Source organism: Burkholderia stagnalis (assembly GCF_902830275.1).
Lineage (GTDB): Bacteria > Pseudomonadota > Gammaproteobacteria > Burkholderiales > Burkholderiaceae > Burkholderia > Burkholderia stagnalis.
On sequence record NZ_CADESW010000001.1, the window covers coordinates 394901 to 408423 of the forward strand.

Annotated in this window: 11 protein-coding genes; 4 read left to right on the top strand and 7 right to left on the bottom strand. The window is 66.2% G+C overall.

Features of this window, described 5'->3' with window-relative positions:
• Positions 1-134: 134 nt before the first annotated feature.
• The 3 genes from dxs to HWY45_RS01735 all read right to left on the bottom strand — a co-directional run bounded on the left by dxs (position 135) and on the right by HWY45_RS01735 (position 3295).
• On the bottom strand, positions 135-2039 hold the full coding sequence (gene dxs / locus HWY45_RS01725; RefSeq protein WP_059884341.1) for a 1-deoxy-D-xylulose-5-phosphate synthase: 1905 nt from the start codon (positions 2037-2039) through the stop codon (positions 135-137).
• A gap of 81 nt (positions 2040-2120) precedes the next feature.
• Positions 2121-3005, bottom strand: coding sequence for a polyprenyl synthetase family protein (locus tag HWY45_RS01730; RefSeq protein ID WP_059884342.1), 885 nt, complete (start codon positions 3003-3005; stop codon positions 2121-2123).
• Complete coding sequence (locus HWY45_RS01735) at positions 3002-3295, bottom strand: exodeoxyribonuclease VII small subunit (protein ID WP_059565957.1); 294 nt, start codon at positions 3293-3295, stop codon at positions 3002-3004. The genes HWY45_RS01730 and HWY45_RS01735 overlap by 4 nt, the downstream gene beginning before the upstream one ends.
• 270 nt (positions 3296-3565) lie before the next feature.
• Here HWY45_RS01735 and HWY45_RS01740 point away from each other — a divergent pair, with 270 nt between their 5' ends.
• Positions 3566-4672 carry an aromatic ring-hydroxylating oxygenase subunit alpha gene (locus HWY45_RS01740; RefSeq protein ID WP_059884343.1) on the top strand — a complete coding sequence of 369 codons (1107 nt, stop codon included), beginning with the start codon at positions 3566-3568 and terminating at the stop codon, positions 4670-4672.
• Between the two features lie 110 nt (positions 4673-4782).
• A complete protein-coding gene (locus HWY45_RS01745) occupies positions 4783-5652 on the top strand; it encodes a sulfurtransferase (protein ID WP_059884344.1) in 870 nt (289 codons plus the stop codon).
• Between the two features lie 43 nt (positions 5653-5695).
• Here the strand turns inward: HWY45_RS01745 and HWY45_RS01750 are convergent, their stop codons facing one another.
• The 3 genes from HWY45_RS01750 to polA form a co-directional block, all read right to left on the bottom strand.
• Positions 5696-6571, bottom strand: coding sequence for a dienelactone hydrolase family protein (locus HWY45_RS01750; protein ID WP_059884345.1), 876 nt, complete (start codon positions 6569-6571; stop codon positions 5696-5698).
• A 271-nt stretch (positions 6572-6842) separates the two neighbouring features.
• Positions 6843-8177, bottom strand: a complete 1335-nt coding sequence (locus HWY45_RS01755) for an NAD(P)/FAD-dependent oxidoreductase (RefSeq protein ID WP_059565953.1) — start codon at positions 8175-8177, stop codon at positions 6843-6845.
• A 283-nt stretch (positions 8178-8460) separates the two neighbouring features.
• On the bottom strand, positions 8461-11214 hold the full coding sequence (gene polA, locus HWY45_RS01760; RefSeq protein WP_059884346.1) for a DNA polymerase I: 2754 nt from the start codon (positions 11212-11214) through the stop codon (positions 8461-8463).
• A gap of 1 nt (position 11215) precedes the next feature.
• Between polA and HWY45_RS01765 the strand changes: the two genes are divergently transcribed.
• Together HWY45_RS01765 and HWY45_RS01770 are read left to right on the top strand one after the other, a co-directional pair.
• Positions 11216-11968 carry an LOG family protein gene (locus HWY45_RS01765; protein ID WP_059565951.1) on the top strand — a complete coding sequence of 251 codons (753 nt, stop codon included), beginning with the start codon at positions 11216-11218 and terminating at the stop codon, positions 11966-11968.
• A 386-nt stretch (positions 11969-12354) separates the two neighbouring features.
• On the top strand, positions 12355-12645 hold the full coding sequence (locus HWY45_RS01770; protein WP_059808679.1) for a hypothetical protein: 291 nt from the start codon (positions 12355-12357) through the stop codon (positions 12643-12645).
• A 457-nt stretch (positions 12646-13102) separates the two neighbouring features.
• Here HWY45_RS01770 and HWY45_RS01775 read toward each other — a convergent pair whose 3' ends face one another.
• Positions 13103-13255 carry a PA0050 family protein gene (locus HWY45_RS01775; protein WP_167361397.1) on the bottom strand — a complete coding sequence of 51 codons (153 nt, stop codon included), beginning with the start codon at positions 13253-13255 and terminating at the stop codon, positions 13103-13105.
• Between the last annotated feature and the right edge of the window lie 268 nt (positions 13256-13523).

The window sequence follows — 13523 nt, forward strand, 5'->3', positions numbered from 1 at the left end:
CGCGCGTTCGACGACGCGCGCGCCGCGTCATGCGGCAGCCGGAAAAGCAACATGGGCCCGCAGGCCCATGTTTTCCGCATCAATGAAGACCGGTTTCGCCAGTCGCAGCCGCACCGCCCGGAGGCGGCGCCGGCTTACGCGACGCGCTTGGCCTGACCGGCGACGTCGGCCGCCGGATTCAGGAAGCGTTCGCGAATCGATTTCGCGATGCCCGCGCCGTCGAGGCCGCATTGCGACAGCAGCTTCGCGGGATCACCATGATCGATGAACTGGTCAGGGAGGCCCAATTGTAGTACGGGTCGGATAACCCCACTCTCCATCAGGGCTTCCACGCAGGCCGAGCCCGCACCGCCCATCACGCAGCCTTCCTCGGCCGTGACGATGAAGTCGTGCGTTTCGGCGAGCTCGCGCACGAGCACCGCGTCGACCGGCTTCACGAAGCGCATGTTCGCGACGGTCGCATCGAGTTCCTCGGCCGCAGCCAGCGACGGCGCAACCATCGTGCCGAATGCGAGGATCGCGACCCGCTTGCCTTCCGGCTGCGACGTGCGGCGACGCACCTCGCCCTTGCCCAGCGGAATCTCGGTGAATTCCTTCACCGTCGGCACGCCGGTGCCCGCGCCGCGCGGATAGCGCACCGCGGTCGGGTTCGGCTGCATCAGCGCGGTGTGCAGCATCTGGCGGCATTCGTCCTCGTCGGACGCCGCCATGATCGTCATGTTCGGGATACAGCGCATGAACGACAGATCGTACGCGCCCGCGTGCGTCGCACCGTCGGCGCCGACGAGGCCCGCGCGGTCGATCGCGAACACGACCGGCAGGTTCTGCAGCGCGACGTCGTGGATCAGCTGGTCGTATGCGCGCTGCAGGAACGTCGAGTAGATCGCGACGACCGGCTTCAGGCCTTCGGTCGCGAGACCGCCCGCGAACGTCACCGCGTGCTGCTCGGCGATGCCGACGTCGTAATAGCGATCCTTGAAGCGCTTCTCGAATTCGACCATGCCCGAGCCTTCGCGCATCGCGGGCGTGATGCCGACCACGCGCGAATCGCGTTCCGCCTCGTCGCACAGCCATTCGCCGAACACTTGCGTGTAGGTCTTCTTCGCCGGGGTGGACGACGGCTTGATACCCTCGGCCGGGTTGAACTTGCCCGGGCCGTGGTAGAGCACCGGATCGGCCTCGGCGAGCTTGTAGCCCTGGCCTTTCTTCGTCACCACGTGCAGGAACTGCGGGCCGCGCAGCTCCTTGATGTTCTGCAGCGTCGGGATCAGCGAATCGAGATCGTGACCGTCGATCGGGCCGATGTAGTTGAAGCCGAACTCCTCGAACAGCGTGGCCGGCACGACCATGCCCTTCGCATGCTCCTCGAGCTTGCGCGCGAGTTCGAGCACCGGCGGCGCAACGCTCAGCACGCGCTCGACGCCCGCGCGCGCGGCCGCGTAGAAGCGGCCCGACATCAGGCGCGCGAGATGGCGGTTCAGCGCGCCGACCGGCGGCGAGATCGACATGTCGTTGTCGTTGAGGATCACGAGCAGCTTCGCGTCCTCGGACACGCCGGCGTTGTTCATCGCTTCGAACGCCATGCCGGCCGTCATCGCGCCATCGCCGATCACCGCGATCGAGAAGCGGTCGTCGCCGTTCAGCTGGCTGCCGATGGCCATGCCGAGCGCGGCCGAGATCGACGTGCTCGAATGCGCGGTACCGAACGTGTCGTACTCCGATTCGGAGCGGCGCGGAAAGCCCGAGATGCCGTCGTACTGACGCAGCGTGTGCATCTGGTCGCGGCGGCCCGTTAGGATCTTGTGCGGATAGGTCTGGTGGCCCACGTCCCAGACGATGCGGTCGTTCGGCGTGTTGAACACGTAGTGCAACGCGATCGTCAGCTCGACCGTCCCGAGGTTGGACGACAAATGGCCGCCCGTCTTCGACACGCTGTCGAGCACGAACGAACGCAGCTCGTCGGCGAGCGGTTGCAGTTGGCGACGATCAAGGCGGCGCAGATCGGCCGGATCGTCGATAGTTTTCAGCAAGTCGTACATCGTCGTTCCATTGTAGGAAATCAAACGCGCCCGCATTCTGTTGCACGCACCGTAGCGTGTGCGCGGCGGCGGGCTTTCGCGTCAGCTGACCCGGTTCACCACCAGGTCGGCAAGTTCGGCGAGACGCTGGGCGCGCGCGCCGAAGGGTTGCAGCGCAGCGTGCGCATCGGCGCGCAGCTGGGCGGCCAGTTCGCGCGACGCGTCGAGGCCGAGGATCGACACGTAGGTCGGCTTGTCGTTCGCCGCGTCCTTGCCGGCCGTCTTGCCGAGCGTCGCCGAATCGGTCGTCACGTCGAGAATGTCGTCGACGACCTGGAAGGCCAGGCCCACCGCGCCCGCATAAACGTCGAGCGCGGCCATCGTGTCCGCGGACGGCGTCTCGCCCGCCAGCGCGCCCATGCGCACGGCGGCGCGCAGCAGCGCGCCCGTCTTCATCCGGTGCATCGTCTCGAGCTGCTCGCGCGTCAGCTTCAGGCCGACGCTCGCCAGATCGATCGCCTGCCCGCCGGCCATGCCGATCGAGCCGCTCGCCAGCGCCAGTTCGCGCACGAGCGCGGCCTGCTGCACCGGCGCCAGCGCGGCGGAATCCGTCAGCGCGACGAACGCCTGCGACTGCAGCGCGTCGCCGACCAGCAGCGCGGTCGGCTCGTCGTACTGCACGTGCACGGTCGGCTTGCCGCGCCGCAGCGCGTCGTCGTCCATGCACGGCATGTCGTCATGCACGAGCGAATAGACGTGGATCATCTCCAGCGCCGCCGCCGCCGCATTGCGTGCCGCCTCCGTCGCGCCGGTCAGTTCGCCCGCTGCATGGCACAGCAGCGGGCGCACGCGCTTGCCGCCCCCGAGGACTGCGTAGCGCATCGCTTCGTGGAGTTGCGTGGGCACCACAGTTTCGGCCGGCAGGTAGTGGCCGAGTGCATCCTCGACGCGGTCAAGCACAGACCGCATCCATTGTTCGAATGTCATAGATCGTCGTCTTCGCCGTCCGTGGCGGCCGCGCCGGCCGAAAGCGGCTTCAGGGTCGCGCCGTCGAGCACGCGCACCTGCTGCTCCACTTTCTCGAGCTGCTGTTGGCAAAACGCAACGAGTGCCGCCCCACGGCGGTATGCCGCGAGCGAATCCTCGAGGCTCAGCGCGCCGCCCTCCATCCGGGCAACCAGCGCCTCGAGCTCCGCGAGCGCCATCTCGTAATTGTCCGGCAACGCTTCGGCGCCATTGCCGGGCGGCGTGGCGCCTGGGGATGCGGTTTTCGCCATGGACGAGGTGTCAAATTTCAAAACAAGTCGGACATTCTACGGCAAAAGAGAAATTTCCGACCTGCCGACTTGGTGCGCCAGACGCACGCTCCGGCCCCACCTGTGACGCACATTGTGCGCCCGCGAGGCCTCGGCGCACAAAAAATTGACACAAATCAGGCACTTAATACTGGCCTCGCCGAGGGAACCGGGTATAATTCTCCGTTTCCCTAAATCGATTTTTCGATGGTTGGGTTGTTCACTGCTTTCACGCTATCACCGGGAGTGGGAATGTCCAATCTGAGCGATGCGCTTCAGTTGAAGTCGGCTCACAGCCAGCTTCCAGTCACTGCATACTTCGATGAGGCGCTGCTAGCGCGCGAAATCGAAACACTCTTCAAGAAAGGACCTCGCTACGTCGGGCACGAATTGATGGTGCCCGAGGCGGGGGATTATTTCGCGTTGCCGTCCGAGCAGGAAGGCCGCGTGCTGGTGCGCAACCCGGCGAACCAGATCGAACTGCTGTCGAACGTGTGCCGTCACCGGCAGGCGATCATGCTGAACGGGCGCGGCCACACGCAGAACATCGTGTGCCCGCTGCACCGCTGGACGTACGATCTGGAAGGCCAGCTGCTCGGCGCGCCGCACTTCCCCGACAAGCCCTGCCTGAACCTCGGCAAATCCCCGCTGCAGAACTGGCAGGGGCTGCTGTTCGAGGCGGCAGGCCGCAATGTCGCGCGCGATCTCGCGAACCTGGGCACGAAGCACCACTTCGATTTCTCCGAGTACCAGTTCGATCACGTCGAAGTCCACGAGTGCGACTACAACTGGAAGACGTTCATCGAGGTCTACCTCGAGGATTACCACGTCGTCCCGTTCCACCCGGGCCTCGGCAACTTCGTGTCCTGCGACGATCTCAAGTGGGAGTTCGGCGACTGGTACAGCGTACAGACGGTCGGCGTGCACAACGCGCTCGCGAAGCCGGGCAGCGCGACCTACCAGAAGTGGCACGAGCAGGTGCTGAAGTTCCGCAACGGCGTGCCGCCGGAGTTCGGCGCGATCTGGATGGTCTACTACCCTGGCCTGATGATCGAGTGGTATCCGCACGTACTGGTCGTGTCGTGGCTGATTCCGCGCGGGCCGCAGAAGACGACCAACATCGTCGAGTTCTATTATCCTGAGGAAATCGCGCTGTTCGAGCGCGAGTTCGTCGAGGCGGAACGCGCCGCATACATGGAAACAGCCATCGAGGACGACGAGATCGCGATGCGCATGGACGCCGGCCGCCGCGCGCTGATGGATCGCGGCGAATCGCAGGTCGGCCCGTACCAGAGCCCGATGGAAGACGGCATGCAGCACTTCCACGAGTTCCTGCGCCGCCACCTGGGCGACCTTTGACGCCGGCATGTGCTTTCGGCATCACGATGCATGAGGAAAAGACGGGCTTCGGCCCGTCTTTTTTTGTTTAGACTTAGACCATCAGGCCGTTTGCTCAATCAGGAGCCGTCATGCCACATACTCATTACACCACGCTCATCTCTGCGGCCAACCTTGCCGAGCGCCTCGCCGCCGCACCCGCCAGCGTCGTCGTGTTCGACTGCCGCTTCGATCTCGCCGATACGGGCGCGGGCGAAGCGGCGTATGCGGCCGGGCACATTCCGGGCGCGCAGTACCTGCATCTCGACCGCGACCTGTCGGGCCGCAAGACCGGCACCAACGGCCGTCACCCGCTGCCGTCGCGCGACGCGCTCGTCGCGACGCTCGCCGATCGCGGGCTCAGGCAGGGCCAGCAGGCTGTCGCGTATGACGCGCAAGGCGGCGCGTATGCAGCGCGGCTATGGTGGCTGCTGCGCTGGCTCGGGCACGATTCGATCGCCGTGCTCGACGGCGGCCTGCAGGCATGGGAAGCGGCCGGACAGCCGCTGACGATCGAGACGCAGCACCCTTCGCGCGGCGACTTCCGCGCGCAGGCGCCGCTCGAATCGACCGTCGACGCGCAGGCCGTGCTCGCGAACCTCACGGCCCGCACGCGCACCGTGATCGACGCGCGTGCCGCCGATCGCTATCGCGGCGAAAACGAGACGATCGATCCGGTGGGCGGGCACATCCCCGGCGCGCTCAACCGTTTTTTCAAGGACAACCTGGGCGCCGACGGCCGCTTCAAGACCGGCCATGAACTGCGCGAGACGTTCTCGACCTTGCTGGCCGGCACCGAGCCGAATCGCGTGATCCTGCAGTGCGGCTCCGGCGTGACTGCATGCCACAACGCCCTTGCGATGGAGATCGCGGGGCTGCACGGCGCGTCGCTCTACCCCGGCTCGTGGAGCGAGTGGTGCGCCGATCCGTCGCGACCGGTCGCCACCGGCCCCAACCCGTAAGCGTCCGTCACCCGCGCGGCGGCGTCACGCGCCGCCGCGCCGCTCACACCACGCCGTAGCGATGGAACCACGCGAGCGCGCGCTTCCAGCTATCCTCGGCGTCTCCCTTTACGTAGCTCGGGCGGTAATCGGCAAAGAACGCGTGGCCCGCATCGTCGTAGACGACGATCTGCGATTCGCGCGCCAGCTTCGAGTCGCTCTTCGCGATGCGCTCGCGCATGGCCGCGAGCGACGCCTGCGTGATGTTCGCGTCCTTCGCACCATACAGGCCGAGCGCCGGCACCTTCAGCGTGTCGGCGTGGTCGACAGGGTTGAACGGTGTCATCTCGTCGGTCGTGCCCTCGACGAACCCGTACCATGCGACTGCCGCACGCACGTGCGGGTTGTGCTCCGCATACAGCCACGACTGGCGCCCGCCCCAGCAGAAGCCGACCACACCGAGACGGCTCAGGTCGCCGCCGTTCTTGCCGGCCCACGCAACCGCCGCATCGAGATCCTCGGAAACCTGCCGGTCCGGCACCTTGCTGACCACGTTCGCGACCAGATCCTGGATCGTCTGATACTTCGACACGTCGCCCTGCCGCGCGAACAGGTCGGGGGCGATCGCCAGGTAGCCGAGCTTCGCGAAGCGGCGGCAGATGTCGGCGATGTGCGCATGCACGGCGAAGATCTCGTGAATCACGATCACCACCGGCAGATTGGTCTTGTCCTTCGGTTGCGCGCGATAAGCCGGTACGCTCGCGTCGCCCGAGCGGATCTCGACGGTGTCGACGTCCAGCCCGGCGCTGTCGGTCGCGATCGTCTGTGCCGACACGGGCAACACAGCGGCCGCGAAGGTGCTGCCCAACGCGGCCTGCATGAACTTGCGGCGCGAGAACGGAACGTGAGGAACCAGGCTGTCGACTTCGGGTTTCAACATGAATGCACTCCTCGATTGAGCGTCGCTTGCGGTGCGCGGCGCTGATGTCGCGGACGGTAGGCACGCCGCCGCAAGCGGTAACCCGCACACGATGCACAATAATCCGCCCGCGCGTCAACCATGTGCGCGCGCAACCACGAAGATTCGCTGGCCCGGCGCATGCCGCCAGCACTCGGCCGGCGCCCACTGCAGTGCACCCGGCCGAAATGCAACGGGCGGGGAATCCGCTCGTCGCGCATTCCCCGCCCGCCTTGAGTGCGTGTTCGCGCCGTCAGTGCAGCTTCACGCGCGGCAGCGTCGTGCGCCGCAGCCAGTGCGCGACGGTGTCGAGCACCATCCGCGGATAGCCGTGCAGCGCCGCGACGTGCAGCCGGTACAGCGACATGTACATGAAGCGCGCGAACAGGCCTTCGATCAGCATGCTGCCGCCGATCAGCCCGCCCATCAGGTTGCCCACCGCGCTGAAGTGGCCGAGCGACACGAGCGAACCGAGATCGCGATACGTGAACTCGGGCAGCGGCTGACCATCCAGCCTGCACGCGAGCGCCTTCAGCAGGAAATTCGCCTGCTGGTGCGCGGCCTGCGCGCGCGGCGGCACGTTGCGCTCGTTGCCGGGCCACGCGCATGCCGCACAGTCGCCGAGTGCGAATACGTTGTCGTCGTTGACCGTCTGCAACGTGCGGCGCACGTCGAGCTGGCCGAGCTTGTTGACATCGAGGCCGTCGAGCTTCGCGAGCACGGACGGCGCCTTGATGCCGGCCGCCCAGACGGTCAGGTCGGCGCGCACCGCCTTGCCGCTCGCGGTGCGAACCACGCCCGGCGCCACCTCGGTCACGCGCTCGCCGAGCAGCAGCCGCACGCCGAGCTTCTCGAGCAGCTCGGCCGTCGCGGACGACACGCGCTCCTGCAGCGCCGGCAGAATGCGCGGGCCGGACTCGATCAGCACGATGCCGACGTCGTGCCGCGGGTCGAGCTTGTGCAGGCCGTAGGCCGACAGCACCTGCGCGGTATTGCGAAGTTCTGCGGACAGCTCGACGCCGGTCGCGCCGCCGCCGACGATCGCCACCTGGATGCGCGGCTCGCCCGCTGCCGATGCATCCGCCGGCGCGGGGTTCTGGTGCTCGGCGCGCATGCACGCGGCGATCAGCCGCTTGCGGAAGCGCTCGGCCTCCGCGACGGTATCGAGCGCGATCGCGTTTTCCTGCGCACCCTGCACGCCGAAGAAATGCGTCGTGCTGCCGATCGCGATCACCAGCGTGTCGTAGTCGAGCGTGCGCTCCGGCAGCAGCTCCGCGCCGTCGCTGTCGTTGACGGGCGACAGCGTGATCCGCTTCGCGGCACGGTCGAGGGCCGTCAGTTCGCCCTGCTGAAATTCGAAGCCGTGCCAGCGCGCCTGCGCGGCATATTCGAGTTCCTGCGTGAACGGATCCATGCTGCCGGCGGCAACCTCATGCAGCAGCGGTTTCCAGATATGCGTCGGATTGCGGTCGACGAGCGTGACGAGTGCACGCGCCGGACGCTTGCCGCGCGCGCCGTATCGATCGCCGAGCCGTGTCGCCAACTCCAGGCCGCCCGCGCCCCCGCCTACGATGATGATCCGATGCATCTGATACCCCCTTGCGATTCAAAACTGGCTGCAGCCGCGCGATAGGTCGCGCAGCCGCGCACTTCGTGGCGAACCAGTTCGGACATCATCGATGCGTAGTTCGAACGACATCGATGAGTCCGCCCCCGGAGCAGCGAAGCGCGCCGCGCTTCGCCATCAATACATGCCATGTGTGACATGCATTGTCCGGGAGCTTGCACCTTGACGACAAGCAAACCCTGTCGATAAGTGACATCGCTGCAACAATATGTCGCAGGTCACAAGGGGCGCGTATCGGCGCCGGTCAGTGAGCCTCTTCCCAGTTCGCGCCCGCACCGACCTCGGCGACGAGCGGCACCTTCAGCTTCGCGACGCCGCACATCATTTCCGGCAGCTTTTCGCGCACGCGCGGCAGCTCGGCGTCGGGCACCTCGAGCACCAGTTCGTCGTGCACCTGCATGATCATCCGCGACGCAAGGCCGTCGCGCGTCAGCCATTCGTCCACCGCGATCATCGACAGCTTGATCAGGTCGGCCGCGGTGCCCTGCATCGGTGCATTGATCGCCGCGCGTTCCGCCGCCTGGCGGCGCGGGCCGTTGCCGCCGTTGATTTCCGGCAGCCACAGGCGGCGGCCGAAAACGGTTTCGACGTAGCCCTTCTCCTTCGCGGCCGCGCGCGTGTCTTCCATGTACTGCGCGACGCCCGGGTAGCGCGCGAAATACCGGTCGATGTACAGCTTCGCCGCATCGCGCGTGATGCCGAGGTTCGACGCGAGGCCGAACGCGCTCATCCCGTAGATCAGCCCGAAGTTGATCACCTTCGCGATCCGGCGCTGGTCGGCATTGACCTCCAGCGGCGTCACGCCGAACACCTCGGCGGCCGTCGCGCGATGGATGTCCTCGCCTTGCGAGAACGCGCGCAGCAGCGACGCGTCGCCGGAAATGTGCGCCATGATCCGCAGTTCGATCTGCGAATAATCGGCCGACACGATGCGGTGGCCGGGCGGTGCGATGAACGCCTCGCGGATCCGCCGGCCTTCGGCCGTGCGCACCGGAATGTTCTGAAGATTGGGGTCGTTCGACGCCAGGCGGCCCGTCACCGCGACGGCCTGCGCATAGTTCGTGTGCACGCGGCCGGTTTCCGGGTTCACCATCCGCGGCAGCTTGTCGGTATAGGTCGACTTCAGCTTCGACAGCCCGCGATGCTCGAGCAGCAGCTTCGGCAGCGGGTAGTCCTCGGCCAGCTTCTGCAGCACCTCCTCGTCGGTCGACGGCGCGCCGCTCGGCGTCTTCTTGACGACCGGCAGCTGCAGCTTCTCGAAGAAGATCTGGCCGATCTGCTTCGGCGATCCGAGGTTGAACTCGCCGCCGGCCAGTTCGTACGCCTGTGCTTCGAGATCGACGAGCCGCTTCGCGATCTCGGTGCTCTGCGCTTCCAGGCGCGCGTCGTCGATCAGCACGCCCGTGCGCTCCATCTTGCGCAGCACGCGCGACACCGGCATCTCGATCTCGCGATACACGCGCTCGAGGCCCGGCTCGCGCGCAACCTGCGGATACAGCGCGTGATGGAGCTGCAGCGTGACGTCCGCATCTTCGGCCGCGTATTCGGCGGCCTGCGCGAGCGCGACTTCGTCGAAGCCGATCTGCTTCGCGCCCTTGCCCGCCACGTCTTCGTACTTGATCGTCTTGACGCCCAGATGACGCAGCGCGAGGCTGTCCATGTCATGTGTGCGATGCGATTCGAGCACGTACGATTCGAGCAGCGTGTCGTGCTCGATGCCGTTCAACTCGATCCCGTAGTTCGCGAGCACCTGCGCGTCGTATTTCAGGTGCTGGCCGACCTTCTTGCGGTCGGCCGATTCGAGCCACGGCCTGAGGCGCGCGAGCACCTCGTCGAGCGGCAGCTGCTCGGGCATGTCGGGGCCGCGATGCGCGACCGGCAGATAGGCGGCCTTGCCGGGCTCGACCGAGAACGACAGGCCGACGAGCCGCGCGGCCATCGGGTCGAGCGACGTCGTTTCCGTGTCGAACGCGGTCAGCGCGGCCGCGTCGATCTTCGCGAACCATGCATCGAACTGCGCCCAGGTCTGGATCGTGTCGTATTCGCGTGCGACGTTCGCTTCGACCACGGGCGCGGGCTCGCCGTCCGGCGCGTCGATGCCGTTGCCTTCGGCCGGCGCGCTGTCGATCTCGCGCAGCCACGTCTTGAAACCGTAGCGCGCGAAGATGTCGCGCAGCAGGTCGCGTGCCTCGCCGTCCGTCGCGAGCGTCGCCTCGATCGATTCGAGATGCGGCGCGAGATCGCATGCGGTCTCGACCGTCACGAGCTTGCGGCCGAGCGGCAGGAAGTCGAGCGCGCGGCGCAGGTTGTCGCCGACCACACCCTTGATCTCGCCCGCATGCGCGACGACGCCGTCGAGGCTGTCGTATTGCGTAAGCCACTTCACGGCCGTCTTCGGGCCGCACTTCTCGACGCCCGGCACGTTGTCGACCGTATCGCCGATCAGCGTCAGGTAGTCGACGATCCGCTCCGGCGGCACGCCGAACTTCGCGATCACGCCGTCGCGATCGAGCGTCTCGTTGGTCATCGTGTTGACGAGCGTGACGTGGTCGGTGACGAGCTGCGCGAGATCCTTGTCGCCCGTCGACACGACCACCTTCATCCCGTGCCGCTCGGCTTCGCGTGCGAGCGTGCCGATCACGTCGTCGGCCTCGACGCCTTCGACCATCAGCAGCGGCCAGCCGAGCGCGCGCACCGCGCCGTGGATCGGCTCGACCTGCAATGCGAGATCGGGCGGCATCGAAGGCCGGTTTGCCTTATAGTCGGCATAGAGGTCGTCGCGGAACGTCTTGCCCTTTGCATCGAACACGCAAGCGCTATACTCTGCACTGACTTCCTTGCGCATACGGCGCAGCATGTTGATGATTCCGTAGAGCGCTCCGGTCGGCTCCCCGCCAGGGCCACGCAAATCAGGCATCGCATGGTAAGCCCGATACAGATAGCTCGAACCGTCAACCAATAGCAGGGTCTTACCTTCCAGATTTCGTTCTTCAGGCATTATGAACAAGAGAAAAGTGATTCCGAGTCTGCGTTCGCTCGCAGATCAAGAACGCGCGACGGCCAAGAAGGCGCGCGCATCGTGGCAGATGTTCACGATTATGGCAGAGTTTATCGAGGCGACCGAGTACCTGTCGGAGATCCGCCCTGCCGTCAGCATCTACGGTTCTGCCCGTCTCAAACCGGATACGCCGCACTACAAGCTCGCGGTACAGATCGCGCGCAAGCTGTCCGACGCCGGCTTCGCGGTGATCTCCGGCGGCGGCCCCGGCATCATGGAAGCCGCGAACAAGGGCGCGCACGCCGGCAAGGCGCCGTCGGTCGGCCTGAACATCGAGCTGCCGCACGAGCAGGCCGGCAACCACTACCAGGACATCTCGCTGCGCTTCCGCCACTTCTTCACGCGCAAGGTCACGTTCGTGAAGAACTCCGATGCGGTGATCGTGATGCCGGGCGGCTTCGGCACGCTCGACGAGCTGTCGGAAGTGCTCACGCTGATCCAGACGAAGAAGTCGCGCCTCGTGCCGATCATCCTCGTCGGCAGCACGTTCTGGCAGGGGTTGCTGCAGTGGTTCCGCGATCAGCTGATTCCGAACGGCCTCATCAATGCGGAAGACATGGACCTGATGCAGGTGATCGACGATCCCGACCAGGTGCTCGACGCAGTGCTCGCGTTCTATGAGGACCAAGGCGAGGAGGAAGGCGACGAATCGCATCCGCCGCGCCCGGAAGAAGACCGGATGTTCTACCTGTAAATGGCCCGGCCCGAGCCTCGTCACCGGGGCTCGCCGGACACGCCACGCGCTGCCGGAACGCCGTGTCCGGCAGCGTGCAATTTGCTTCATTTTGTAACGCCACGCGAAACCGGCCGACTCGAGAACGTCAAATCCGGCGGCCGTTCGCCGCATGCTGCGCCACAGCAAATGCAGCATTGCGGCGCGCCATTGTCAAATCACCTCGTCCCGCCCAACCCTGCGTGGGTGCCGCACCGCCAATCTGCGGTAACAGAACCCGTTCGCTTTTCCCGCCGCGCAACGGCACACTGCGGTCTAACGGTGCGCATGGCGGAGCGGAACAGGTCCGCTGCCTACGGCGATCCGCTTCGTCGCGCCGCGATCTCCACACCATTCGGGAAAACAACATGAAACGCTCGCTGCTCGCCGCCGCCCTCGCAGGTCTCGGCATCTCGCTGTCCGGCATCGCCCATGCCGTGAACGTCGACGTGAACATCGGCACGCCCGCCCCGGTCGTCGTCGCACCTGCGCCCGTCGTGGTCGCGCCGGCGCCCGCGGTCGTGATCGGCTGGCACGGCGACCGCTACTGGGACGGCCACCGCTACTGGGAGCGCCGCGAGTGGGAAGACCACCGGCGCCATCGCGGCCACGGCGGCTATCACTGCCCGCCGGGACATGCGAAGAAGGGCGAGTGCTGAGCGACACGGCACGATCGACCGACAGACAAGGCCGCCCGCGCGCTTCGGCGCCGGGCGGCCTTGTCGCGTCCGGCGGCGCGGCGGCCGCGCCGATGCTGCCAGCGGCGACACGGACGAATACGGTCGACGCTTCCAAACGATCATTCCGCGTTCCCGCGGATCCCGGTGTGTCCGGGCACGCCTTCATGGCGTCGCCCAATGCGGAGGCCGTGGCGGTCGCTAACGAGGAACCGAGAAAATTCAAGGAACGGCGCGGCTGATCAAGGATGAGATCCCCGAGATGCTGACTGCCCACTTCCGGCCCGACCGTGTCCTGAGCGGGGTGTCCCGAGGCTGCGGGCGTCCCGCCCGGCTTTGCGCAGCAGAGAGGGGCTCCCTCCCGCTGTTGAAGTATTTGTTTCCCCGTCGCGATCCAATCGCGGGTGAGGCGCGCCCATGGCCGGGCGCGCCTGTTTCATCACTTGCCCGGCAATGTGCACACACACTTGGTGGGGCCGATTACCGCGACCAGCCCACAAGGGTTCTTGGACGGTCCGATCACCGCGCATTGGGCCATGGCCGACAGGGACGAGGTAAGCATCAGGGAAGCCAGCAGGATTTTGATTTTCATCGGGTATGTCTGCTCTCAATATGATGGGAATCAATCGGATTCGACTGTTCGTCGATCCTTGGTGCGAGCGTTGGGTAACGCCGCGCATGAGAGCCTATTCCTGATGATAAGGATTACAAATAGTAAAATCGCCAGATCTCGGCTGAGGGCGGCTGGTGGCTCGCGTTGTGCCGGGACGCAGTGGGCAGCGGCCGATCAGCAGATTGCGCCCGGCCACGAAGGCCGCGATGCGGTCGCGGCGAGCGTCAACGCGGTCCGGCAGGTGGCG

Coding starts and splice junctions, on each gene's coding strand:
- HWY45_RS01730 (WP_059884342.1), bottom strand. CDS start 3,005: ATGACATTCGAACAATGGATGCGGTCTGTGCTTGACCGCGTCGAGGAT.
- polA (WP_059884346.1), bottom strand. CDS start 11,214: ATGCCTGAAGAACGAAATCTGGAAGGTAAGACCCTGCTATTGGTTGAC.
- HWY45_RS01770 (WP_059808679.1), top strand. CDS start 12,355: ATGAAACGCTCGCTGCTCGCCGCCGCCCTCGCAGGTCTCGGCATCTCG.
- HWY45_RS01745 (WP_059884344.1), top strand. CDS start 4,783: ATGCCACATACTCATTACACCACGCTCATCTCTGCGGCCAACCTTGCC.
- HWY45_RS01755 (WP_059565953.1), bottom strand. CDS start 8,177: ATGCATCGGATCATCATCGTAGGCGGGGGCGCGGGCGGCCTGGAGTTG.
- HWY45_RS01775 (WP_167361397.1), bottom strand. CDS start 13,255: ATGAAAATCAAAATCCTGCTGGCTTCCCTGATGCTTACCTCGTCCCTG.
- HWY45_RS01750 (WP_059884345.1), bottom strand. CDS start 6,571: ATGTTGAAACCCGAAGTCGACAGCCTGGTTCCTCACGTTCCGTTCTCG.
- HWY45_RS01735 (WP_059565957.1), bottom strand. CDS start 3,295: ATGGCGAAAACCGCATCCCCAGGCGCCACGCCGCCCGGCAATGGCGCC.
- HWY45_RS01765 (WP_059565951.1), top strand. CDS start 11,216: ATGAACAAGAGAAAAGTGATTCCGAGTCTGCGTTCGCTCGCAGATCAA.
- HWY45_RS01740 (WP_059884343.1), top strand. CDS start 3,566: ATGTCCAATCTGAGCGATGCGCTTCAGTTGAAGTCGGCTCACAGCCAG.
- dxs (WP_059884341.1), bottom strand. CDS start 2,039: ATGTACGACTTGCTGAAAACTATCGACGATCCGGCCGATCTGCGCCGC.